The sequence below is a fragment of the Roseateles sp. GW835-FHT13E02 genome (genome assembly GCF_058794035.1).
In genome coordinates this window covers 51517-74070 of the sequence record NZ_JBXAGJ010000001.1, presented here as the reverse complement: position 1 = coordinate 74070, position 22554 = coordinate 51517, and the positions used below count along the sequence as shown (strand labels likewise).

Genomic DNA, 22554 nt, shown 5'->3' with positions numbered 1-22554 from the left:
TCAGCGCCAGGCTTGGTAGAGCAGGGCGGCCAGGGCGGCCAGCAGCAGGGCACTGGTGACGCTGCGGCGGCTGACAAAGCTCACCAGGGCATCGGCGCCGCAACGCAGGGCGAACAAGCGCCCGCGCAGGGCCCGGCACAGGCCCAGATGGGCGCCCAGGGCGGCGGCGCTGGCCGCGGAATCGTCGCCACGACCTGGCGGGGCATGGCGGTCTTGCGCGCAGGCTGGGTTCGGGGCGGTGAAGGCGGGCAGGCTGGGGTTCATGCGCGGCTCCGATCTCAGCGCGGGCTGCTGTTGTTGTTGTTGCCGCTGCTATTGCTCACGCCGCTGCTGCTGACCTCGGCCTGCACCTCCACCTCGACCCGGCGGTCGGGTTGCAGGCAGCGCAGCAGGGCCGCAGACTTGTGCTCGCCCTTGCAGTCGCCCGCTCGCGTCACCGGCATCGATTCGCTCTTGCCCTGGGCGCTGATCTTGCTGGCCTCGATGCCGCCAGGGTTGATCAGATAGGCTTTGACCGCATCGGCGCGCTGCTGCGACAGGGTCTGGTTGTAGTCGCTGCGGCCGAGGCGGTCGGTGTGGCCTTCGACCGTGACGAGCTGGAAGCTGCTGCCCTTGAGCTCGGCCGCCAGGGCATCGAGCGCACGCGCGCCCTTGGGGCGAATCTGTGACTCGTCAAAGCCGAACAGCGATTCGGCCGAGAAGCTCAGGCGCCGCGGTGGGATGGGGATGCCGGCCGCGGGCGGCGGCAGCAGCATCGGTGTGGCCACGGGCTCGGGCGGCGGTGGCGGCGGCGCGGCGGCCATCACCGAGGCGGGCGGGCTGTAGCTGGGCGCCACGCTGCTCATGCGCGGGGCCGAGGTGGGCGAGCGGCCGAAGGGGAAGACCAGGCTCAGCGACACCAGGTTGACGGGGATGTGATAGCCCAGGGCATTGCGCACCCGATAACGCTCCGCTTCGGCGCGCACGGCCATGCCACCCGGGTTCCATTCCAGACCGGCGCCGAGCTTCATATTGGTGTCGCGGCGGCTGGGGTCATAGCCGTTCAGCGCGGCGGCGCCGCTGCCGTCGAAATGGGTGCGGGTGCGGTTGAACTGCGTGCCGATTCGGCCCAGCAGCGACCATTGATCGCTCATCGGCAGCTTGCCGACCAGATCGAGATTGATGCCTTTCAGGTCGAAGCGGCCGTTGACCGTGCCGGCCGGCGTGGTGCTGGCATCGATATTGAATCGGCCGAGCTGGAAGTAGCCGGCCTCGACCGCCCAGTAGCGGTTCATCTGGTAGCCGAGAAAGAGCTTGTAAGCCGTGTCACGCTCATCGCGCGAGATGCTGGTGGCGGTGACGCCGGCAGGCAGCACCACGCCGAGGGCGCGCTCGGCATCGAGCTTGGCCCGCGCCTGGCCGGCACCGAAGCCGCCGTACATATACGGCTCATCGGACTGCGCCCAGGCGGGCAGGGCCAGCAAGGGCAGGAGGCCGATCGCGCTGCAAAGCCCCGCTCTCGCCAGGCCTTGCATGAGCGGACGAGCCGTCACCTGAACTGAGGTGCGGCGGCTGCGGAGGTGTGTGCCATGGGACATGGTGATCCTTGTGGAGTGAAGACGGGGCAGGGAGCCAAGGCGCCCTGAAAGACTGCGAACCTTCAGTCTCAGCGGCTTTGACTCAGGGGTCTGTACGCTGGCGTACCGCAGCGCTGTGGCGTGCCTCCGGCGTGGCAGGCTTGGGCGGGGGCGATCCAGCGGGCGCCGAGCCGCGCGCGCGCAGATGGCTGCCCAAGGCCCGGTCCCAGAAGCTGCTGCTGACGCCGTAGCAGCGTGAAGCGCCGCCCTGGTGATGCAGGGCATGCCAGCGCGCGCGCCGGGCCAGCCAATCGCCCGGTGCCCGCTCGGCCGCCAGCCCTTGATGCGCAGCATGGTGGATGGCCGAATACATCAGGTAGCCGCTCAAGACCCCCAGCATCACCAGCGTGCTCCAAACGCCGCCCAGCAGCAGGTACAGGGGCGCATATACCAGCGTGGCGAACAGGCTGGCGCTGAGCCATGTGGGCAGGCCCACATGGGCTTGTGGCAAGGCATGGTGCAGGGCGTGCCAGCGTTGGAAGGGCTGCAGGCCGTGCAGCACAAAGCGGTGGGTCAGGTACTCCAGCAGCGACCACAGCAGCAGGCCCAGCAGGAACAGGCCCAGCACCCGCGCTGCAGATTGCGGCTGCCAGCTTGGCGCTGCGGCGTTCAGCCACAGGGCGGCCGCCAGGCCGGCAATGGCCAGGGCGTAGAAGGCCAGATCGGCCAGGCAGGCGCGCCGGCTTTGGCGCAAGGTGATCAGGGGCATGGGATTCCTTGGCAAGGACGAGGACAGGAGGCGTGGCCTGTTGGCCGCCCGGCCCAGGCTAAAGGCCGGAGGCGCCTGCGCTCTGTGCGCCTGCGCACCGATGGGGCATGGGGTGCAGCGGATGCGTTTGGACGCAGGCGGTGGGCTTGGTCCTTGTGTACGCTGGCGAACATACCGGCCAGGCTCGGCTGCCTATAGTCGGGCGAACGCCCTGCACGCCAGACCCTGGCTGCTGATGGCGTTCGGCGCAGGAGCGAGCTCTGCGCACCACCACAGGGAGCTGCGATGGCACACACGATGGACCCGAAGAAGAATCACCTGCTGGCCGCCTTGCCCGAGGCCGAATGGCTGCGCTGCCGAGGATTTCTGGAACCGGTGGACCTGCCCCTGGGCCAGGTGCTGTACGAATCGGGCCGGCCCATGAGCCATGTCTATTTCCCCTGCAATGCCATCGTCTCCCTGCTGTTCGTGATGGAGAACGGCGCCTCGGCCGAGATTGCCGTGGTGGGCAATGAAGGCATCGTCGGCATCTCGCTCTTCATGGGCGGCGGCTCCACGCCCAGCCGCGCGGTGGTGCAGAGCGCCGGCCTGGGCTACCGCATGCGCGCCGGCGCGCTGACCGAGGAGTTCAAACGAAGCGGCCCGCTGATGCATCTGCTGCTGCGCTACACCCAGGCCCTGATCACGCAGATGGCCCAGACGGCCGCCTGCAACCGCCACCACAGCCTGGATCAGCAGCTCTGCCGCTGGCTGCTCTTGAGCCTGGACCGCTTGCAGGGTGATGAGCTGGTCATGACCCAGGAGCTGATCGCCAATATGCTGGGTGTGCGCCGCGAGGGCGTCACCGAGGCGGCGCTCAATCTGCAGAAGCTGGGCCTGATCCGTTATGCGCGCGGTCACATCTCGGTGCTGGACCGTGCCGGTCTGGAGCAGCGCAGCTGCGAGTGCTACGGCGTGGTCAAGAAGGAATACGACCGCCTGCTGCCGGAGCGCATCGCGGTCTGATGCGATACGGCGGCGCAGCCTGCCACGCAGGATGCCACCGCATGTGCGCTTGCAGACAGAGAGCTTGCCGCACCGGCCTCAATCTGGCGGCAGCAGCGCCGCAGTCTTTGCGGCTCAAACGAAAGTTGCCGTGAACTCGACGACACCGCCTGTCTCCACGCGTCCGCACAAGGGCGATGCCCGTCTGCCCGCACAGAATCGCCTGATTGCGGCGCTGCCTGCGACGCGACGGGCCAGTTTGCTGGCGCTGTGCGAACCGGTGGATCTGAAGCTCTCGGAGCGTTTGTTCGAAGCCGGTGAGGCCACGCGTTACGTCTATTTTCCTGTCGATGCTTTCATTTCCTTGCTGGCTCAGATCGATGAGCACCCAAGCCTGGAAATGGGCATGGTGGGCCGTGAGGGCATGCTGGGCCTGCAGCTGATCCTCGGCGTCAGCCGGGCCCCGCTGGGCGCCCTGGTGCAAGGTGAGGGCCGGGCCTGGCGCTTGGGCGCGTCGGCCTTTCGGGCCGAGCTCTTGCGCAGCCTGCCGCTGCGCCTGCTGCTGCAACGCTACCTCTACGTACGCCTGGCCCAGCTGGCCAGCGCCGCCGGCTGCCTGCGCTTCCACCAGATCGGCCCGCGCCTGGCGCGCTGGTTGCTGATGAGCCAGGATCGTGCCGGCCATGCCCAGCTGGCGGTGACGCAGGAGTTCCTGGCCTTCATGCTGGGCGTGCGGCGCGTGGGTGTGACCCAAGCGGCCGGCGCCATGCAGCGCAGCGGCCTGATCCGCTACCACCGTGGCTTGCTCACGGTGCTGGACCGGGCCGGTCTTGAAGCCGCTGCGTGCAGCTGTTATGCCTGCGACCAGCGCCACTATGCCGCCCAGTTTCCGGCGCTCAACGTGCGTCGGCGCACAGATTCAAGCGGCGCTCGCGCCTAAGGTGGGGTGGATTCTTCACCCCACCGGAGCCTCCGCATGTACCCCACTCCCACCCCTGTCCACAACACCCAGGGCGCCCTGGCGCACCGCGGCGCCGCGCTGCAAACCCCGACCGATCTGCACCCCAACGCCACCCGTGACCTGTCGGCCAGCCTCAACGGCGTGCTGGCCGATGTGTTTGCGCTCTACCTCAAAACCAAGAACTTTCATTGGCATATGAGTGGCCCGCATTTCCGCGACTACCACCTGATGCTGGACGAGCAATCGCTGGAGCTCTTGGCCATGACCGACCCGCTGGCCGAGCGCATTCGCAAGCTCGGCGGCTCCACCTTGCGCTCCATCGGCCACATCACCCGCAGCCAGCGACTGCTGGACAACGACGCGCCCTTTGTCGAGCCGGCCGACATGCTGGCCGAACTTTGCGAGGACAACAAGACGCTGAGCCAATGGCTGCGACAGGGCCATGAACTGTGCGTCGAGCATCGCGACCTGGCCACGGCCAGCTTGATCGAAACCTGGATCGATGCCGGCGAGCGCCGCACATGGTTTCTGTTCGAGTCGGGTCGGCATGGCGACAGCAGCGGCCATTGATGATGGCCCAAGTCTCCAGCCCATCGAACCCTGCCACCGGAGAACTGCCATGACGCTGAATCTCACACCCTTGCGCCCACTCCCGCGCCCACCCCCGTTCCGCCGCATCGCTCGGGCGGCTTGCCTGGGTCTGCTGGCGCTCAGTGCCGCCCTGGGGCCGGCCCACGCTCAGCCCGGGGGCGAACGTGGGCGCAGCGAAGCGCAAGGCCGGGACCGGCAGGAGCGCCAGCAGCGTGAGGAGCGCCGGCAGCGTGACGATCGCCAGGAGCGCCGCGAAGGGCGACATGCTCGCGATGAGCCGAGAGACCGGAGTCAGTCACACGGCCCCGGCGAGGACCGCGGCGCCGGCCCCGACCATGCCTACTACCGCGGCAGCCGCCTGCCGCGCGAGTACCGTGGCCCGCGCTATGTGGTGGAGGACTGGCGCGGCCACCGGCTCAGCGCGCCGCCGCGCGGCTACCACTGGGTGCAGTCGGGCGGTGACTACCTGCTGGTGGCCATTGCCACCGGGGTGATCCTGCAGCTGTTGCTCCAGCAGCAATAGCCGCAGTGGCTGGGCGGGTCGCGGTGGCGGCCAAGCGCCCGCGCCCTGTTCTTGCTATGCTGCCTCGCGCCAAGTTCACGGGCTGCCGTCACCCGGCAGCCGTGCCAGCCCAGAACCGCAGAGAGCCCGCAGCATGAGCCAGTTCCGTCTTCATATCAACGGTGAAGTCCGCCAGGTCGATGTGGCGCCCGACACGCCTCTGCTTTGGGTGCTGCGCGACAGCCTGGACCTGGCCGGCACCAAGTATGGCTGCGGCGTCGGCGCTTGCGGTGCCTGCACCGTGCACCTCAACGGCGTGCCCACCCGCTCCTGCATGACGCCGGTGGCCACCGTCGGTTTGAAGAAAGTGCTGACCATCGAAGGCCTGGATGCCCAGGCCCGCCATCCCCTGCAACAGGCTTGGGTGGAGCTGGACGTGCCGCAATGCGGCTACTGCCAGGCCGGCCAGATCATGACGGCCGCGGCCCTGCTGAAAGAGAACCCCAAGCCCAGCGACGCCGACATCGACGGCGCCATGTCCGGCAACCTATGCCGCTGTGCCACCTACCTGCGCATTCGCGCGGGCATCCACCGTGCCGCCGAGATTGCGGCTGTGCCCGTCAAATCCCCGGTGTCCCGCAAGACCAAGCCGCAAGCGAAGGAGGGCGTATGAGCCGCGCCGCCCTGGTGAACCCCAGCCGCCGCCGTTTCCTCGGCCACAGCGGCGCCGGTCTGGTGCTGGCGCTCAGCGGCTCGACCGTGGCCCTGGCGCAAGGCGCCAAGCCCGCAGCGGCCCAGGCGTTCAAGCCCAGCGCCTTCATCAGCATCTCGCCCGAGGGCGTGGTCACGCTGATCTCCAAGCAGCCTGAGATCGGCCAGGGCATCAAGACTTCGCTGCCCATGGTGATTGCCGAAGAGCTGTCGGTGAACTGGCGCGATGTGAAGATCGTGCAGGGCGATCTGGACCCCATCTACGGCAGCCAGGGCGCGGGCGGCTCCACCTCCACGCCCACCAACTACCAGGACTTCCTGCGCCTGGGCGCCACCGCCCGCACGCTCCTGGTTCAAGCGGCGGCGCAGCGCTGGGGCGTGCCGGTGGCGGATTGCCAGGCGCGCGACTCCGTCGTCCACCACCGGCCCACGGGCCGCAAGCTGGGCTATGGCGAGCTGGCCAGCCTGGCCGCCACGCTGCCCCTGCCCGATGCCGCCAGCGTGCAGCTGAAGGACCCCAAGGATTACCAGCTGCTGGGCCAGCGCATCGGCGGCGTGGACAACGCAGGCTTGGTGCGCGGCGCGCCCTTGTTCGGCATCGACGTCAAGCTGCCCGGCATGCTTTACGCGGTGTACGAGAAGTGCCCGGCCTTCGGCGGCAAGGTGGTCAGCGCCAATCTGGCGGCGGTCAAGGCGCTGCCCGGCGTGCGCGATGCCTTTGTGATCGAGGGCAGCAGCAATCTCAACGGCCTGATGCCCGGCGTGGCCATCGTGGCCGAGACGACCTGGGCGGCCTTCAGCGCCCGCAAGCAGCTGCGTGTGCAATGGGACGAGGGCGCCGTGGCCACGCAGAGCTGGGACGGCTTTGCTGCCCAGGCCGCGGCCCTGCGCGGCAAGCCCGGCGCCAGCAGCCTGCGCCGTGACGGCGATGTCGAGCAGGCCTTGCGGGCCAGCGGCGCCAAGCTGGTGGAGGCCAGCTACAGCTACCCCTTCATCTCGCACGCCAGCATGGAGCCGCAGAATTGCACGGCCTGGTGGAAACCAGAGAGTGCCAGCCTGGAACTCTGGGCGCCGACCCAGAACCCGGCCTCGGGCCAGAACCTGGTGGCCAACACCCTGAACATTCCCAAGGAAAAGATCAGCCTGCACATCACGCGCAGCGGTGGCGGCTTTGGCCGGCGCCTGAGCTCGGACTTCATCGTCGAGGCCGCCGCCATCGCCCAGCGCGTGGCCGCGCCGGTCAAGCTCTGCTGGAGCCGCGAGGACGATCTGCGCCACGACCATTTCCGCCCGGGTGGCTTTCACCACCTGCGTGGCGCCGTCGATGCGCAAGGCCGGGTCAGCGCCTGGCACAACCATTTCGTCACCTTCGCCAACCGCGTGCAGCGCGAGGGGCAATCGGTGCTGCAGCCGGGCAGCGGCGGCAGCTTGTCCGCCGACGAGTTCCCCGGCCGCTGGCTGCCCAACATCCTGCTTGAACAGACGGCGCTGGAATGCGGCGTGCCCATGGGCCCCTGGCGGGCGCCGGGCAGCTGTGTGTTCGCCTGGGTGTTCCACAGCTTCATCGATGAGCTGGCCTATGCGGCCGGGCGCGACCCGCTGGAGTTGCGCCTGGAGCTGCTCGGCGATCGCGAGATCGTGCCGCCCAGCAATGAGCGCGGCCAGCCCTACCACGCCGGCCGCATGCGCGCCGTGCTGCTGGAGCTGGCGGCCAAGTCCGGCTGGGGGAAGAAAAAGTTCCCGCGCGGCCAGGGCCAGGGCATGGCCTTCCACTTCAGCCACCGCGGCTACATCGCCGAGGTGGCCGAGGTGACGGTCAGCAAGAGCGGCCAGCTCAAGGTGGACCGCGTGGTGGTGGTGTCCGACATCGGCCGCCAAATTGTCAATCTCAGCGGTGCCGAGAACCAGGTCCAGGGCTCGGTGCTGGATGGCCTGGGCACGCTGATGCATGCCCAGCTCGACATCCAGCGCGGCCGCATCGTGCAGGGCAATCTGGGCGAGTACCCGCTCTTGCGCATGCACGAGTCGCCGACCCGGGTCGACGTGCATTTCCTGCGCAGCGACCATCCGGTCACCGGCCTCGGTGAGCCGGCCCTGCCGCCGCTGGCGCCGGCCGTGTGCAATGCCATCTTCGCGGCGACCGGCCACCGCGTGCGCCAGCTGCCGCTGAGCTTGAGCGATCTGAGCTGGTCCTGAGCCCGGCAGCCCTCGCTGGGGGCGGTGTTGTCTGCACGGCCCAAGTGAGCGGTATGTTCGCAAGCGCACCGAGGCTGGGTGCGCGCCGGCGTAGTCTGAAGGTGGAGCGACATCCCGTGCGCTGCCCTCGCATCCACACAGACCCGGAGCCTCTCATGAGCTTGTCCACCATTTTGTTGATCGTCCTGATCCTGATGCTGATCGGCGTGGCGCCGACCTGGCCGCACAGCCGGGGCTGGGGCTATCTGCCCAGCGGCGGGCTGGGCTTGATTCTGCTGGTCGTGCTGATCCTGATGCTGCTGGGCCGTATCTGAGCCTGCTTGCCTGCGCCTTTGAAGGCCGCAGCACGCAACAAGGAGGAGGGCGCCCATGAAACCTGCTGATTCCCACGAGGCCCGAGGCTGCTTGAGTCAGCCGTCACGGGCGCCGCAAGCCCCGCTGGCGAGCCCGGTGCGCGAAAGCGGCAAGGACCTGGTTCTGGACCCCACGGCCGGCGATGTGTCTCTGGCCGACTGGAGCGTCTTGCTCGATGCCGTCAAGCAGCGCCTGCGCGCCAGCGTCAGCGCCTCGCAGGACGATGGCAGCGGCATGCGGGACAGTGGCAGCGCCAGCCGCAAAGGGCCACCGGGCCCATCACCGCGGCAGCTGGCCGAGCCCCAAGCCTTGCGGCGCACCGTGCTGGAATGCGTGCAGGCCCTGGATCAGCTGCACAGCACCTTGCTGCACGAGCTGGCGCGGCGGCTGCAGCTGGAGCTGCAGGTCTTTGATGGCCAGGTGGCGCTGGCCCAGGCGCAGGCGGAGCTGGGCGGGCGCGCCTCGCTGGGCGCCAAGGTGAGGGAGCCCGAGGCGGCGCCAGGGCGTGCGCCACCCGGCCCCGATGCCTTCAGCCGCAGCCGCCACCTGGCCTTGCATGATGCGCTGACCGATCTGCCCAACCGCCGTTTCTTCCTGGAGCGCTTGGCCCATGGCCTGGTGCACCGGCGCAGCGAGCAGCCCTGCATCGCGGTCTTCAGTTTCTGCGTGGAGGGCTTTGCCGGCATCGAAGCCGAACACGGCCCCGAGTTCGGCCAGGCCTTGCTCAAGGTGGTGGCGGCGCGCTGGAGCCGGGTGCTGCGGCCCGAGGACATGCTGGCCCGTCTCGACGGTGCCCATTTCGCCTGCCTGCGCCTGAACCAGGGCGGTGACGCCCAGGCCCTGAGCCTGGCCTCCAGCAAGCTCTTGCTGGCCCTGGCCGGGCCGGTGCGGCTGGCGCCCTTGACCGTGCCGCTGCGCCTGAGCCTGGGCATGGCGCAAAGCCTGGCCGGCGCGGACGAGGCCCTGGCCCTGCTTGATCGGGCCGAGGCGGCGCGACTGGCCGCGCGGGTGGCGCACGACGAGGCGGCGGCTTCATGAAGCTGGCCACTGCGCACTCAGCCTGCCGGCAAACGCACCTGCAGGCGGCAGCCCTGACCGGCCGGCGCATGCAGCAGCAGCCGACCCTGCTCGGCCTCGATGCGCAAGCGCATGGCCAGCAGACCAAAAGAGGCGCTGCGCGCGGGCGCGCTGCCGCTGAAGCCGCGGCCATCGTCCTGCACGCTGAGCTCCACCCAGGCCGGCTCGGGCGCCGCAGCGGCCAGGGTCAGCAGCCGCACCTCCAGGCGCTGCGCGGCTGCATGCTGGGCCACATTGCTGAGCGCTTCTTGCAGCGCGCGGTAGAGCACCAGCTGGCGCGCCGGGCTCAGCGTGACCGACTGCAAGGCACTGCGCAGCTGCAGGCCGCTGCTGTCGGCAAAGTCCTGGCACAAGCCCTGCAGCGCCGGCAAGAGGCCGAGGTGGATCAGGGCCGAAGGCCGCAGGTCTTCGATGATGCGGCGCTTCAGTGCAATCACGCTGTTCAGGGTGGCACTCAGGTGATCGAGCCGCTCCAGCGCCACGGCGGCATCGGGCGGCTGCTGGCGCAGCCGGGCCTGGATGCGCGCGGTGTCCAGCTTGGCCGAGGTCAGCAGGGCGCCCAGCTCGTCATGCAGATCAGCGGCCAGGCGCTGGCGTTCGTCTTCGCGCGCGCTTTGCAGATGCAGGCTCAGCTCGGCCAGCTGGGCGGTGCGCTGCTGCACCAGGGCTTCCAGCTGGGCCAGGCGGCGCTGGGCGCGGGTCTTCATGGGGCAGGCCTGCGGGTGGCGCGGTGCATGGAACAAGGCAACAGGGGCTCCTTGCGATGATCCATATCGTCATCGTGGACGATCATGCCGTCGTGCGGGCCGGCTTGCGCCAGTATTTTTCCGAGCAGGCCGATTTCTGCGTGGTGGCCGAGGCCTCCCAAGGTCGTGAGGCCCTGGCCCTGCTGCGCGCTGCCGAGCAGACCGGCATGGCCATCGATGTGATGCTGCTGGACATCGCCATGCCCGATCAGAGCGGCGTCGATGCCTTGCAGGCCATCCGTGCCCGCGCGCCCAGCTTGCCGGTCCTGATCTTCAGCGGCTTCCCCGAGAGCCAGTACGCCAGCCTCTTGCTGCGCCAGGGCGCCAGCGGCTATCTGAGCAAGGATTGCGAGCCCGAGGCCCTCCTGCAGGCCATCCGCACGCTCAGCCGCGGCCGGCGCTACATCAGCGCGGCCGTGGCCGAGCAGCTGGCCGATGGCCTGGCGGCCGGTGGCGTGGATGCCGCCCAAGCCCACCAGCAGCTGTCCGAGCGCGAGCTGCAGGTGTTTCTGCGCCTGGCCGCCGGCCAGAATGTGGGCCAGCTGGCCCCGGCCCTGTGCCTCAGCGTCAAGACGGTCAGCACCTACCGCAGCCGGGTGATGGACAAGATGGGCCTGAGCAGCAACAGCGAGCTCACGCATTACGCCTTGCGTCACGGCTTGATCCTGTGAGGGCCGGGTCCAGCTGCGGCAGCAGCTGGGGCGGCAGGCCGCGCAGGTAGAGGATCAGCGCATCGATCTCGCCGGACTTGTCGAAGATGCGGTCGGCGCCCAGCTCCAGGCAGCTGCGCTGGATCTCCGGCGTGGCGTAGTTGCTGAGCACCACCAGGCGGCGCGGCAGATCGGGCGGCGGCAGGCGCTGCACCGCGCGCAGCAGGCCCAGGCCCGAGCCGCCCTTGAGAAAGATGTCGATCAGCAGCAGATCGACATGATGGCCGGGCAGGGCCAGCCAGCGCAGGGCCGCGGCCTCGCTGTCGGCCACGCCGAGCACGCGCAGCGGCAGCAGCTCTTCCAGCGTGGCGATCAGCTCCGCTTGCAGCAGCGGGCTGTCTTCGACGAGAAAGGCCTTGAGTTCAAGCATGGGGGCCAGTGTCGGGCGTCGGCGAGGCCGGCGCCATCGGAGAAGCCGGTGAGGGCGTGTCAGACAAGGCCTACAACCGAGGTGTGGCTGGCGGCCTGTAGGCCAGGGCCTACGCGGGCTCGCGGTGTCGTCCGCTGGTGGCCAATCTGCGGCCCGCCCACACTGGCCCTGGCCCGAGCCGCAAGCCCAGAGTGGCGCGTCGCGGTTCATGTTTCAACGCAGCCCATCAAGGAAGACCCACCATGAAGAAACTCAACACCTCCATCGCCTCATCCCTGTTCCAGCACAGCGCGCTGGGCCTGTTGCTCGCAGCCCTGCCGCTGAGCAGCGCCTGGGCCATGAGCAAGGCCGAGAACGCCGATGCGCGCAGCCGCATCGAGAGCAGCTACAAGACCGATCGCGCGGCCTGCAATGCCATGGCACACAACGCCAAGGACATCTGCATCGAGGAAGCCAAGGCCAAGGAAAAGGTCGCCCTGGCCGAGCAGGAGTTCGCCTTCACCGGCACGCTGTCTGACCAGCGCAAGGTCGGCGTGGCCAAAGCCGAATCGGCCTATGCCGTGGCCAAGGAGCGCTGCGACGACAAGTCCGGCAACGACAAGGATGTCTGCGTCAAGGAAGCCAAGGCCGTCGAGACCAAGGCCCTGGCCGACCTGACCCTGTCCAAGAAGGTCGGTGAAGCCGTCACCGAAGCCAAGGACGACAAGCGCGATGCCAATTACAAGGTCGCGACCGAGAAGTGTGATGCCATGGCCGGCACGGCCAAGGACAACTGCGTCGCCCAGGCCAAGCTCAAGTACGGCAAGAGCTGAGTCGTGGAGGGGCGGGATGATGGATCAGCTGGATCCATCCCGCCAGGCCTGGGCCAGGGCGCGCACGGCCGGGCCGATCTCGGCCGTGGGCACGCTGGCAAAGCCCAGCACCAGGCCGGCTTGCTGGCTGTGCGCCGGCAGGCCGCCCATCTGCGCCAGCGCGCCCAGCTCGATGCCGGCGCGCCGCGCCCGTTCCGCCAGGCGCGTCTCCTCTGCACGATCGGCCAGGGGCAGAAAAGCCTGCAGCCCGGCCGGCACCGGCTGCAGCCGGTGCTGCGGGTGCAGGGGCAGCAGGTGCTGGGACCAGGCCTGCAGCAGGGCGTCGCGCCGCTCGCGTGCGGCCCGGCGCATGCGCCGCACATGGCGCAGAAAATGCCCCTCGGCCATGAACTCGGCCAGCACCGCCTGATCGGCGATCGAGGCCTGGCGGTCCAGCACCGAGCGCAGGCGCGCCAGCGTCGGCAGCCAGGCCGCCGGCGCCACCAGATAGCCCAGGCGCAGGCCCGGGAACAGCAGCTTGGAGAAGCTGCCCACGTACAGCGTGCGCGCGTCCGACTCGCCTTCCAGCGAGGCCAGAGGCGCAAGCGGCACGCCGCTGAAGCGGTACTCGCCGTCGTAATCGTCCTCCAGCACATAAGCATCGTTCTGGCGTGCCCAGGCCAGCAGTTCCAGGCGCCGCTGCGCGCTCATCACCACCCCGGTCGGGTACTGGTGCGAGGGCGTGGTGTAGACCAGGCGCAGCCGCCCCAGGGCCTGCAGTGCGCCGATGCGCAGGCCCTGGCCATCCAGCGGCACCGGCAGCACCTGCGCGCCGCTCAGCCCCAGGGCCGCAGCGGCGGCGCGGTAGCCGGGGGACTCCATGCCCACCCGGTCGCCCGGGCGCAGGAGGGCCAGGGCGGCCATGGCAATCGCCTGCTGCGAGCCGGCCGTCACCAGCACCTGATCGGCGCGGCAGTGCAAGCCGCGTGAGTGGCTCAGATAGCCGGCGATCAGCTCGCGCAGGCGCGGCAGGCCGGCGGCATCCTCGTAGCTCAAGGAGGCCCGAGGGCCGGGCCGCGCTTGCGCGCGCCAGAAGCGGGCCTGCAGGCGCGACCAGAGCGCGTGGGGGAAGAGGTCCAGCGCCGGCAGGCCGTGGCGGAAGGCCCGGCCCGGGCCTTGCACCACCGGGCTGGGCTGGTAGTCTTGCAGGCGCAGCCAGAGCGGGCTGTCGGGCGTGCGCGGGCTCGCGGCGCGGCTTGGCGCCGTGGGAGAGGCGGATGAAGACGGTGCAGCCAGATCGCTGACATAACTGCCCGCTCCCATGCGCGAGCGGATGAAGCCCTCGCTCTCCAGCTGCTCGTAGGCTCGCAGCACCGTGTTGCGCGAGACCGCCAGGGCCTGGGCCAGGGCGCGGCTGGTCGGCAGGCGTGCGCCGGGTGCCAGCTGGGCCTGCAGGATGCGGGCCTTGATCTGGCCGTGGATCTGTTGGCTCAGGCCAGGCACCGCGTCCTTCCCGGCGCCCACCTCGCCCAGCAGTTGCATGCCGGTCGGGTCCAGTGCCAGGGCGGCTTGAGGCGGGCGCCGCTTGGAAATTGGTTCCATCATTTTTTTGAAAAGTGGCTCTTTGATGGTACCAAGCGGCGCCCTATGCTGAGCGCCATGTACCAACCTGCCCATTTCCGCTGCGAAGAATTCGCCCACGCCCGCCGCTTCATGGCCGAGCAGCCCCTGGCCCTCTTGATCGGCCCCGATGCCCAGGGCGAGAGCTTTGGCAGCCATCTGCCGCTGAGCCTGCTGGAGCTGCCCGCCGATGCGCAGGGCCAGCCGGCCTGGTGTCTGGAGGGCCATATGGCCCGTGCCAACCCGCACTGGGCCTGGTTGGCCGGGCTGCTGCAGGCAGGAGGCCCGCAGGTGCTGGCGGTGTTCAGCGGCCCCGGCGCCTATGTCTCGCCGCGCAACTACGACAGCCTGCAGAACGTGCCAACCTGGAACTACATGGCCGTGCATGTCTACGGTGAGCTGGAGCTGGTGGACGGAGCGGAGGCCAAGGACGCCCTGCTCAAGCGCCTGATCTCCTCGCACGAGCCGGCCTATGCCGAGCAATGGCGCGGCCTCTCACCCGAGTACCAGCAGCGCTTGCTGGCCGCCATCGTCGGCTTTCGCCTGCACGTCCGGCGCTGGGAGGCCAAGTTCAAGCTGAGCCAGAACCGCAGCGCGGCCGAGCGCCAGCGCATCCAAGCGGTCTGGAGCGAAGGCAGCCCGCGCGAGCAGGAGCTGGCGGCCTGGATGGAAAGGCTGGGCCTGTGAGACATCGATCAACCCACCCACTGACACAGCAGATGCAAGCCGAACCGCAACAACTTCAAGTCCCAGTGCCGCCGGACATCGCCCCGATGCAGATTCAGCCCCTGCGCCTGCAAGGCCGCGTGGTCTGCCTGGAGCCTCTGGACCTCGATCAACATCTGCCGGGCTTGTGTGCCGTGGGCCTGGACCCCGAGCTCTGGCAATGGGTGCCCACCCGGGTGCGCAGCGAAGCGCAGATGCGGGCGTACGTGGAGACGGCACTGCAGGAGCAGGCGCGCGGCAGCTCGCTGCCCTTTGCCATCCGCTCGCTGGCCGAGGACCGGGTGATCGGCTGCACCCGCTTCGGCAATATCTCGCCGCGCGACCATCGGCTGGAAATCGGCTGGACCTGGCTGGGCCGCGCCTGGCAGCGCAGCGGCGCCAACACCGAAGCCAAGACCTTGCTGCTGACCCATGCCTTCGAGACCCTGGGCGCCTGGCGGGTGGAGCTCAAGACCGATGCGCTCAATGCCAGATCGCGCGCTGCCATCGCTCGCATCGGCGCACAGCAAGAGGGCATCTTGCGCCGCCACACCCTGACCGACACCGGCCGTGTGCGCGACACCGTCTACTTCTCGGTGCTCGATCACGAGTGGCCGGCCGTGAAAGCGCGGCTGCAAGCGATGCTGCGCTGACCGGTGCCCCCGGCTCAGGGGCTGAGGCGGGCAGGCAATGCAGGGTCAGACCGGAGCCGCTGGGGCGGTGGCGGGTGTTAGGGTGCGGGCTTGAAAGCTGTGGCGCTCCCGCTCGACGGACGGTTCAGCCTGTGTTCACCCTTGCTGACCGACCCATCCGATGAGCACCGCTGCCAAGACCTTGCTTGATTCCGAGCGCCGCTTGCTTCACCCTTCGTTCTTCATGTTCCTGATCGCGCCGTTTGGCGCGACCACCGGCTACACCGCGGTCTGCCTGGCCTATCTGCTGACCCAGGCCCAGGTGGGGGCCGAGTCTGTGGCCGGCCTGCTGGCCCTGGCCTATCTGCCGCAGACCTGGAAGTTCCTCTGGGCCCCGGTGGTGGACCTGAGCCTGAGCCGCAAGACCTGGTATGTGCTGGGCCTGGTGGGCATCGTGCTGTCCATGCTGCTGGTGGGCAGCAGCCCGCTGAATGCCGCCTCCATGACCCGGCTGACGATCTGGGTGCTGGTGATGGGCACGGCTTCCACCTTTCTGGCCATGGCGGTGGACAGCCTGATGGCGCACCAGACGCCCGAACATGCCAAGGGCCGCGCTGCCGGCTGGTTCCAGGCCGGCAATCTCGGCGGTGGCGGCCTGGGCGGCGGAGCGGCCCTGTGGCTGATCCAGTCCGGTGGGCTTTCGCCCCCGATGGGCGCAGCGGCCCTGGCGGGCCTGTGCGTGCTCTGCGCCTGGCCGATTTTTTGGGTGTCTGAGGGCAGCGAGCCGGCCGCTGAGCAGGCCGCCGATCAAGCCGAGGGCGCGGCACCGGCGCGCATCGGCCAGCGCTTGCGTGAAACCTGGGCCGATCTTTGGTCCGTGGTCCGCTCGCGCAACGGCGCCCTGGCCATGCTGCTGGTCTTCCTGCCACTGGGCACCGGCTCGATGGCAAATATGTACTCCATCATGGCGACCGAGTGGCAGGCCTCGGCCAACACCGTGGCCCTGGTCACCGGCACGGTGGCCGGCCTGCTCTCGGCCCTGGGTTGCCTGGTTGGCGGCTACATCTGCGACCGCATGAATCGGCAGATGGCCTATGTGCTGTTCGGCCTGCTGCTGGCCGGCGCCAGTGTGGCCATGGCGGTGGCGCCGCACACCGAGTGGCATTTCGTGCTCTGGACCAGCCTCTACTCCCTGATGACGGGCCTGTGCTACGCCGGCTTTTCGGCCGTGACGCTGGAGGCCATCGGCAAGGGCGCTGCGGCCACCAAGTACAACCTCATGGCCTCGCTGTCCAACACCCCGATCGGCTGGACCACGGCGCTGTACGGCTGGGTGTTTGCGCAGTTCGGCGGCCGCCTGACCTTGCTGGCCGAGCTGGCGCTGACGATTCCGGCCGCACTGCTCTTTGTCTGGGTGTTTCGCAGGAGCCGGGCTGGCGCTGCAGCCATGCTCTGAGCTGCGTGCGTGCGTGCGTGCTTCGCGCAGCAAGGCCGAAAGCCGCGCTGCCAGGGGCAGAGCGGCTCAGTATCGAGTCGAGGATGACGCGAGTGCGCTGGTGCGTCAGAGCGTCATCTTCAAGGTGTAAGCCCCGGTCGTGCCCGCACTGCGCATCACACGCAGCACCAGGGTCACGGCACTGCCGCCGGGGTTGCTGATCTTGAGCTGCTGGCTGGCGCCGACGATGCCATTGGACAGAAGCACGGTCTGACCCGTGCTCATGTAGACACCGACGCCGAAGCCTGAGGCCGAGCTGCTGGCGCTCAGCACGGCGGTGACCGTCTTGCCGGCCGGCAGGGTGAACTTGAAGTAGTCGTTGTCACTGGTGCTGCTGATGCTGCCGGCCACTTGGGCGGGCAGGCTGGCAACAGCTTGAGCCGTGGCGATGGTCTCGTTGGGCTCTTTGTCACTGAGCTTGAGCAAGGCCGGGATGGGCGAGGGGGCCGGCACCGGCTTCGGTGCGGGGGTGGGTGCGGGCACCGGGGCTGGCTTAGGCGCCGGTGTCGGGGCCGGGGTGGGTGCCGGCGCCGGGGTTGGTGCGGGCGCAGGGGCCGGCGCGCTGGTCTTGGCCGCCACGGCGGCCAGCACCGCGGCATTGGCATCGACCAGGCCGCTGCCGCAGCCGCTGCAGGCGGCAGGGAAGGCTCGGGCGCTGCTCTTGAGCAAGGAGGCCACCTGGTCCGGTGTCAGCTTGGGGTTGGCCGCCAGCATCAGGGCGGCGACACCGCTGACCACGGGCGTGGCCATGGAGGTGCCCATCATCGAGCCGTAGTTGTCGGCGCCGGGCGTGGTGGTGCCGGCGTTCCAGGTGGAGAGGATGCCGAAGCTGCCGTCGCCGCCCGGGGCGGCCAGTGTCACCTTGCTGCCGAAGTTGGAGTAGCTGGCGCGGCCGCCGGTCTTGCCGGTGGCGGCCACCACGATCACGCCGCTGCAGTTGGCGGGCGAGCTGCCTGCAGCGTCGATGTTGCTGTTGCCGGCCGCCACCACGACCACGGCGCCCTTGGCTCTCGCGGTGTTGATGGCATTCTGGGTGGTCGTGCTGCAGACGCCGTTGCCGCCCAGGGACAGGTTCAGCACCTTGGCTGGGTTGGGGTTGACCGGCAGGCCGCTGACGCTGCCGCCCACGGCCCAGACGATGGCGTCGGCGATGTCCGAGTCGTAGCCGCCGCAGCGGCCCAACACGCGCAAGGGCAGCACCTTGGCGGCATAGGCCACGCCGGCCACGCCCACGCCGTTGCCGCCGCTGGCGGCGGCGATGCCGGCCACATGGGTGCCGTGCCAGGAGCTGTTGCCGGCCCGGGAGCCGTTGCCGCATTGGTTGTTGAGCGTGAAGTCGCCGGGGTCGCTGGCATCGGCATCGCGGGCATTGCCGTCGCCCGCGAAGCTGGCGCTGCTGATGAAGTCATAGCCGGGCAGCAGGCGGGCCGCCAGGTCGGCATGGGGGCGTACGCCGGTGTCCAGCACAGCCACGGTCACACCGGCACCGGTACTGCGGTCCCAGGCGGCCGGGGCACGGATGCCGGCCACGTTGTCGCTGAGGCTCCATTGCTGGGCCAGCAAGCTGTCGTTGGGCACCAGGGTCGGGTGGTGCAGGCGGTCGGGCTCCACATACTCGATGGCGGCATCGCCCATGCGCAGATTGGCGGCCATGGCGCCGGCATCGGCCAGGCTCAGGCGGCGGTCGAGGTGGAAGACCTGGGCGCCGTTGGCCATGCGGCGCAGGTGCTTCATGCGCACGCCCTGGCGGTTGGCGGCCACCTGCATGGCGGCTTCGCTGCGGGCATTGGGGCTGCCGTCGGCATTGCTGCTGACCGCGCCGCTGCGGTATTTGACGATCAGGCGGTCGGTGTGCGGGGTGGGTTCGAAGCGCGCCATCGTGGGCGTGAGATCGTCGAGCTGCAGGGGCGGGCGGGCTTGGGCCGGGAAGCTGGCCGAGCTGGCCCAGGTAGCCAGGGTGAGTGCGGCGGCGAGCTGGGTGGCGCGCAGGGGGAATGTGGCCAGGTACAGCATCAGGGATCTGCCTCGGGAGGATCGAGGCCAGGCTCCGCCATCTCGAGGCGCTCACCTGGCAGCCCCGCTACCGTGGCGCGCTGTCAGGCGGTGCGCTGTAGGCCGGAGGCTTTGCGTCCCTTGCTTTCACAAGGTTTGCGGGTGCCCGGACGATAGGGCCGGGGCCTGTGGCAGTCCAGGGGCGCAGAGCGCACATCGCGCAATTGTGAGAATTTGTATGCAAGCGGCGCAGAAAAGAAAACGGGCCCTGTGCAGGGCCCGCTTGCGGCGTGATTTTTCTGTTACATGCCGGCGTAGTTGGGCCCGCCACCGCCCTCGGGCGTGACCCAGACGATGTTCTGGCTCGGGTCCTTGATGTCGCAGGTCTTGCAGTGCACGCAGTTCTGGGCGTTGATCTGCAGGCGGTCTTCGCCGGCATCGCTCTTGACGAACTCGTACACGCCGGCCGGGCAGTAGCGGCTCTCGGGGCCGGCGAACTTGGCCAGGTTCAGCGACACCGGCACCGAAGCGTCTTTCAGCGTCAGGTGAGCGGGCTGGTTTTCTTCGTGGTTGGTGTTGGACACGAAGACCGAGGACAAGCGGTCAAAGGTCAGCTTGCCGTCCGGCTTGGGGTAGTCGATCTTGGCGCAGTCGGCCGCGGGCTTCAGGTAGAGGTGGTCGGGCAGGGGGCGGTGGATGGTCCACGGCGGGCTCTTCATGCCCAGCTTGGGCAGCAGCCATTGCTCGATGCCGGTCATCAGCGTGCCGACGGTGTTGCCTTTCTTGAACCATTGCTTGAAGTTGCGTGACTGGTTCAGCTCTTCATGGAGCCAGCTTTGCTCAAAGGCGGCGGGGTAGGCGCTCAGCTCGTCATGCTGGCGGCCGGCGACCAGGGCTTCGAAAGCGGCCTCGGCTGCCAGCATGCCGCTCTTGATGGCGGCGTGGCTGCCCTTGATGCGGGCGGCGTTCAGGTAGCCGGCATCGCAGCCGACCAGGGCGCCGCCGGGGAACACGGTCTTGGGCAGGCTCAGGAGGCCGCCGGCCGTGATGGCGCGGGCGCCGTAGCCCAGGCGCTTGCCGCCTTCGATGTGCTTGCGGATGCTGGGGTGGGTCTTCCAGCGCTGCATCTCTTCAAAGGGCGAGAGCCAGGGGTTTTTGTAGTCCAGGCCGACCACATAGCCCAGGGTGACCTTGTTGCCTTCCAGGTGGTAGAGGAAGCCGCCGCCGTAGGTGTCGCCGTCCATGGGCCAGCCGGCGGTGTGCACCACCAGGCCGGGCTGAGCTTGCGCGGCCGGCACTTCCCAGAGTTCCTTGATGCCGATGGCGTAGCTTTGCGGGTCTTTGCCGGCGTCGAGCTGGAACTTGGCGATCAGCTGTTTGCCCAAATGGCCGCGGGCACCTTCAGCAAAGATGGTGTACTTGCCCAGCAGCTCCATGCCGAGCTGGAAGTTCTCGGTCGGCTCGCCGTCCTTGCCCACGCCCAGATTGCCGGTGGCCACACCGCGCACGCTGCCGTCTTCACCGTAGACCACTTCGGCGGCGGTGAAGCCGGGGAAGATCTCCACGCCCAGGCCCTCGGCCTGCTCGCCCAGCCATTTCGTGACGGCGCCCAGCGAGATGACGTAGTTGCCATGGTTGTGGAAGCAGCCGGGGATCAGCCACTGCGGCGTGGCGGTGGCGCCGGTTTCGTTCAGGAACAGCACCTCGTCGGCCTGCACCGCCTGGTTCAGCGGTGCGCCGAGCTCCTTCCAGTTGGGCAGCAGCTCGGTCAGCGCGCGTGGGTCCATGACCGCGCCCGAGAGGATGTGGGCGCCCGGCTCCGAGCCTTTTTCCAGCACCACGACCGAGAGCTCCTGGTTCTTGGCCGCCGCCAGCTGCTTGAGCCGGATCGCGGTGGCCAGGCCGCCGGGGCCGCCGCCGACGATGACCACGTCGTACTCCATCGATTCACGCGGTCCGTACTGGCTCAGAAGTTCTTGGTTTGTCGTCATGGTGTTCTTGTCCTGGCTGAAGCTGTAGAGCTGGCTTGTCTGCGCGGCATTCTATAAGGGGCTTTGATAAAACGAACGGTCGTGCTTTTCTTGCCGCTAGGTGCGGGGCTCTAGCAGCTTGTCGCATGTCAATCAGACCTCGGCCGGGCGCTCTGTTTTCCTCGTAGGCCCCGGGGTCGCGTGCTACGCTTCCCCCGCAGTTTTCCCAGAGGATGACCATGAGTTACAGCATTGATTTGTCGGGCCGCGTGGCCCTGGTGACTGGCGCATCGAGCGGCCTGGGCGCCCAGTTCGCCCGAACCCTGGCCCAGGCCGGCGCCTGTGTGGTGTTGGCTGGCCGCCGCACCGAGCGGCTCAAGACCTTGCGCAGCGAAATCGAAGGTTCGGGAGGCGACGCCCATGTGGTGACCCTGGATGTCACCGATCTGGACAGCATCAAGTCGGCCGTGGCCCATGCCGAGACGGAAGTCGGCACGCTGGACATCCTGATCAACAACTCCGGTGTCAGCACCACCCAGCGCCTGACCGAGGTCACGCCCGACGACTACGACTTCGTCATGGACACCAATGTCCGCGGCGCCTTTTTTGTGGCGCAGGAGGTGGGCAAGCGCATGCTGGCCCGCGCCCAGGGCTCGGCGCCCGGCACCTTCATCGGCGGCCGCATCGTCAATATCGCCTCCATGGCCGGCCTGCGCGTGCTGAGCCAGATCGGCGTCTACTCCATGAGCAAAGCCGCGGTCATCCACATGACCCGCGCCATGGCGCTGGAGTGGGGCAAGTACGGCATCAATGTCAACGCCATCTGCCCGGGCTACATCGACACCGAGATCAACCACCACCACTGGGGCACCGAGCAGGGCAAGAAGCTGGTGGAGCTGCTGCCGCGCAAGCGCGTCGGCCAGCCTCAGGATCTGGACACCTCGCTGCTCATGCTCTGCGCCAACGAGAGCCATTTCATCAACGGGGCCATCATCCAGGCCGACGACGGTTTCGGGGTCTGAACATCCATGTCTTTGCGAACCCTGAGCGCCCTGGAGGCGCGTGTGCTGGCGGTGCTGGTGGAGAAGGAATCCACGGTGCCGGACAGTTATCCCCTGTCCCTCAACGCCTTGACCCTGGGCTGCAACCAGAAGACCGCCCGTGATCCGGTCATGAACGCCAGCGAGGCCGATGTGCTGCTGGCGCTGGAAGAGCTCAAGGCCATGCACTTGGTCAACAGCGTCAGCGGCAGCCGCGTCGTGCGTTTCGAGCACAACGGGGCGCGCGGCCTGGGCGTGCCCGGCGCCGGCCTGGCCTTGCTGACCCTGCTGATGCTGCGCGGCCCGCAGACCACGGCCGAGCTGCGCCTGCACACCGAGCGCCTGCACCGCTTTGCCGATGTGTCCTCGGTCGAGGGCTTTCTCGAGGAGCTGGCCGAGGCCACGGACAAGCGCCCGGCCTTTGTCGTCAAGCTCGCCCGTGCGCCTGGCGCCCGCGAATCGCGCTGGGCTCATCTGCTCTGCGGTGAGCCGGTCATCGAGGCGCAAACCGGATTTTCCCCAGGAGCGAGCAGCCCCGAGCAAGCCGAAGACATCGCCCATCTGCGCGCCGAGCAGCAGCGTTTGAGCCGCGAGCTCGAGCAGCTCAAACTTTTGGTACAGCGGATGGCAGGTGAGTTGGGCATAGACTCCAGCCTCAGCTGACCCTCGGCAGGTGCTACTTTTGCCGGCCTCACCTTTCCTGGTGGCCGAGTGGAGGGGCGGGTGCTGGGTTCGGCTGGGCTATTGACCAAGGGCATCGTTGAATTTCAAACACATCGAGC

General features: G+C 68.6%; 23 protein-coding genes and 1 riboswitch. Of the genes, 15 read left to right on the top strand and 8 right to left on the bottom strand.

Translation table 11 applies throughout. The annotated features are described in order from the left end of the window. From AC1Q6P_RS00315 to AC1Q6P_RS00305, 3 genes are all read right to left on the bottom strand, one after another. A complete protein-coding gene (locus AC1Q6P_RS00315) occupies window positions 1-264 on the bottom strand; it encodes a hypothetical protein (protein ID WP_492663866.1) in 264 nt (87 codons plus the stop codon). 14 nt (window positions 265-278) lie between these two features. After that, window positions 279-1577: an OmpA family protein gene (locus AC1Q6P_RS00310; RefSeq protein WP_492663865.1), complete on the bottom strand. Its 1299-nt coding sequence runs from the start codon at window positions 1575-1577 to the stop codon at window positions 279-281. Window positions 1578-1659: 82 nt separating this feature from the next. After that, the gene (locus AC1Q6P_RS00305) at window positions 1660-2325 is read right to left on the bottom strand and encodes a sterol desaturase family protein (RefSeq protein WP_492663864.1); all 666 of its coding nucleotides are present in this window, start codon (window positions 2323-2325) and stop codon (window positions 1660-1662) included. A 285-nt stretch (window positions 2326-2610) separates the two neighbouring features. Here AC1Q6P_RS00305 and AC1Q6P_RS00300 point away from each other — a divergent pair, with 285 nt between their 5' ends. The 8 genes from AC1Q6P_RS00300 to AC1Q6P_RS00265 all read left to right on the top strand — a co-directional run bounded on the left by AC1Q6P_RS00300 (window position 2611) and on the right by AC1Q6P_RS00265 (window position 9662). Beyond that, entirely contained in the window at window positions 2611-3330 is a 720-nt protein-coding gene (locus AC1Q6P_RS00300) for a Crp/Fnr family transcriptional regulator (RefSeq protein ID WP_492663863.1), read from the top strand. A 130-nt stretch (window positions 3331-3460) separates the two neighbouring features. Next, window positions 3461-4249: a Crp/Fnr family transcriptional regulator gene (locus tag AC1Q6P_RS00295; RefSeq protein WP_492663862.1), complete on the top strand. Its 789-nt coding sequence runs from the start codon at window positions 3461-3463 to the stop codon at window positions 4247-4249. 36 nt (window positions 4250-4285) lie between these two features. Continuing rightward, window positions 4286-4840 carry a Dps family protein gene (locus AC1Q6P_RS00290; protein ID WP_102767147.1) on the top strand — a complete coding sequence of 185 codons (555 nt, stop codon included), beginning with the start codon at window positions 4286-4288 and terminating at the stop codon, window positions 4838-4840. A gap of 49 nt (window positions 4841-4889) precedes the next feature. Further along, window positions 4890-5384 (top strand): RcnB family protein, encoded by a 495-nt coding sequence (locus AC1Q6P_RS00285; protein ID WP_492663861.1) that lies wholly within the window; start codon window positions 4890-4892, stop codon window positions 5382-5384. A gap of 133 nt (window positions 5385-5517) precedes the next feature. After that, on the top strand, window positions 5518-6036 hold the full coding sequence (locus tag AC1Q6P_RS00280; RefSeq protein WP_102767145.1) for a (2Fe-2S)-binding protein: 519 nt from the start codon (window positions 5518-5520) through the stop codon (window positions 6034-6036). After that, window positions 6033-8270, top strand: coding sequence for a xanthine dehydrogenase family protein molybdopterin-binding subunit (locus AC1Q6P_RS00275; RefSeq protein WP_492663860.1), 2238 nt, complete (start codon window positions 6033-6035; stop codon window positions 8268-8270). Before AC1Q6P_RS00280 ends, AC1Q6P_RS00275 begins: the two co-directional genes overlap by 4 nt. 155 nt (window positions 8271-8425) lie before the next feature. After that, window positions 8426-8584 carry a DUF3309 family protein gene (locus tag AC1Q6P_RS00270; protein WP_171825999.1) on the top strand — a complete coding sequence of 53 codons (159 nt, stop codon included), beginning with the start codon at window positions 8426-8428 and terminating at the stop codon, window positions 8582-8584. Window positions 8585-8639: 55 nt separating this feature from the next. Beyond that, a complete protein-coding gene (locus AC1Q6P_RS00265; protein ID WP_492663859.1) occupies window positions 8640-9662 on the top strand; it encodes a GGDEF domain-containing protein in 1023 nt (340 codons plus the stop codon). A gap of 17 nt (window positions 9663-9679) precedes the next feature. Here the strand turns inward: AC1Q6P_RS00265 and AC1Q6P_RS00260 are convergent, their stop codons facing one another. Beyond that, the gene (locus tag AC1Q6P_RS00260) at window positions 9680-10444 is read right to left on the bottom strand and encodes a sensor histidine kinase (RefSeq protein WP_492703016.1); all 765 of its coding nucleotides are present in this window, start codon (window positions 10442-10444) and stop codon (window positions 9680-9682) included. A gap of 20 nt (window positions 10445-10464) precedes the next feature. On the opposite strand from AC1Q6P_RS00260, the gene AC1Q6P_RS00255 reads away from it, so the two are divergent. Then, the gene (locus AC1Q6P_RS00255; RefSeq protein ID WP_492663857.1) at window positions 10465-11118 is read left to right on the top strand and encodes a response regulator; all 654 of its coding nucleotides are present in this window, start codon (window positions 10465-10467) and stop codon (window positions 11116-11118) included. Here AC1Q6P_RS00255 and AC1Q6P_RS00250 read toward each other — a convergent pair. After that, the gene (locus AC1Q6P_RS00250) at window positions 11081-11527 is read right to left on the bottom strand and encodes a response regulator (RefSeq protein WP_102767139.1); all 447 of its coding nucleotides are present in this window, start codon (window positions 11525-11527) and stop codon (window positions 11081-11083) included. The two genes, AC1Q6P_RS00255 and AC1Q6P_RS00250, sit on opposite strands and share 38 nt — an antisense overlap. 242 nt (window positions 11528-11769) lie before the next feature. Between AC1Q6P_RS00250 and AC1Q6P_RS00245 the strand changes: the two genes are divergently transcribed. Further along, entirely contained in the window at window positions 11770-12339 is a 570-nt protein-coding gene (locus AC1Q6P_RS00245) for a hypothetical protein (RefSeq protein WP_492663856.1), read from the top strand. A gap of 24 nt (window positions 12340-12363) precedes the next feature. Here AC1Q6P_RS00245 and pdxR read toward each other — a convergent pair whose 3' ends face one another. After that, window positions 12364-13923 carry a MocR-like pyridoxine biosynthesis transcription factor PdxR gene (pdxR, locus tag AC1Q6P_RS00240; RefSeq protein ID WP_492703014.1) on the bottom strand — a complete coding sequence of 520 codons (1560 nt, stop codon included), beginning with the start codon at window positions 13921-13923 and terminating at the stop codon, window positions 12364-12366. A 54-nt stretch (window positions 13924-13977) separates the two neighbouring features. On the opposite strand from pdxR, the gene AC1Q6P_RS00235 reads away from it, so the two are divergent. From AC1Q6P_RS00235 to AC1Q6P_RS00225, 3 genes are all read left to right on the top strand, one after another. Further along, the gene (locus tag AC1Q6P_RS00235; RefSeq protein ID WP_492663854.1) at window positions 13978-14625 is read left to right on the top strand and encodes an FMN-binding negative transcriptional regulator; all 648 of its coding nucleotides are present in this window, start codon (window positions 13978-13980) and stop codon (window positions 14623-14625) included. An 86-nt stretch (window positions 14626-14711) separates the two neighbouring features. Beyond that, a complete protein-coding gene (locus AC1Q6P_RS00230; protein ID WP_492663853.1) occupies window positions 14712-15296 on the top strand; it encodes a GNAT family N-acetyltransferase in 585 nt (194 codons plus the stop codon). Between the two features lie 160 nt (window positions 15297-15456). Next, the gene (locus AC1Q6P_RS00225) at window positions 15457-16731 is read left to right on the top strand and encodes an MFS transporter (RefSeq protein WP_492663852.1); all 1275 of its coding nucleotides are present in this window, start codon (window positions 15457-15459) and stop codon (window positions 16729-16731) included. Between the two features lie 105 nt (window positions 16732-16836). On the opposite strand, the gene AC1Q6P_RS00220 is transcribed toward AC1Q6P_RS00225, so the two are convergent. Both AC1Q6P_RS00220 and AC1Q6P_RS00215 read right to left on the bottom strand, forming a co-directional pair. Further along, complete coding sequence (locus AC1Q6P_RS00220) at window positions 16837-18783, bottom strand: S8 family peptidase (protein WP_492663851.1); 1947 nt, start codon at window positions 18781-18783, stop codon at window positions 16837-16839. 54 nt (window positions 18784-18837) lie between these two features. Next, a riboswitch (cyclic di-GMP riboswitch) is annotated at window positions 18838-18933 on the bottom strand. Between the two features lie 131 nt (window positions 18934-19064). Beyond that, a complete protein-coding gene (locus tag AC1Q6P_RS00215; protein ID WP_492663850.1) occupies window positions 19065-20753 on the bottom strand; it encodes an electron transfer flavoprotein-ubiquinone oxidoreductase in 1689 nt (562 codons plus the stop codon). 218 nt (window positions 20754-20971) lie between these two features. Here AC1Q6P_RS00215 and AC1Q6P_RS00210 point away from each other — a divergent pair, with 218 nt between their 5' ends. Both AC1Q6P_RS00210 and AC1Q6P_RS00205 read left to right on the top strand, forming a co-directional pair. Then, complete coding sequence (locus AC1Q6P_RS00210; RefSeq protein WP_171826008.1) at window positions 20972-21754, top strand: SDR family oxidoreductase; 783 nt, start codon at window positions 20972-20974, stop codon at window positions 21752-21754. A 6-nt stretch (window positions 21755-21760) separates the two neighbouring features. Continuing rightward, on the top strand, window positions 21761-22435 hold the full coding sequence (locus tag AC1Q6P_RS00205) for a YceH family protein (protein ID WP_165794509.1): 675 nt from the start codon (window positions 21761-21763) through the stop codon (window positions 22433-22435). Window positions 22436-22554 lie beyond the last annotated feature (119 nt).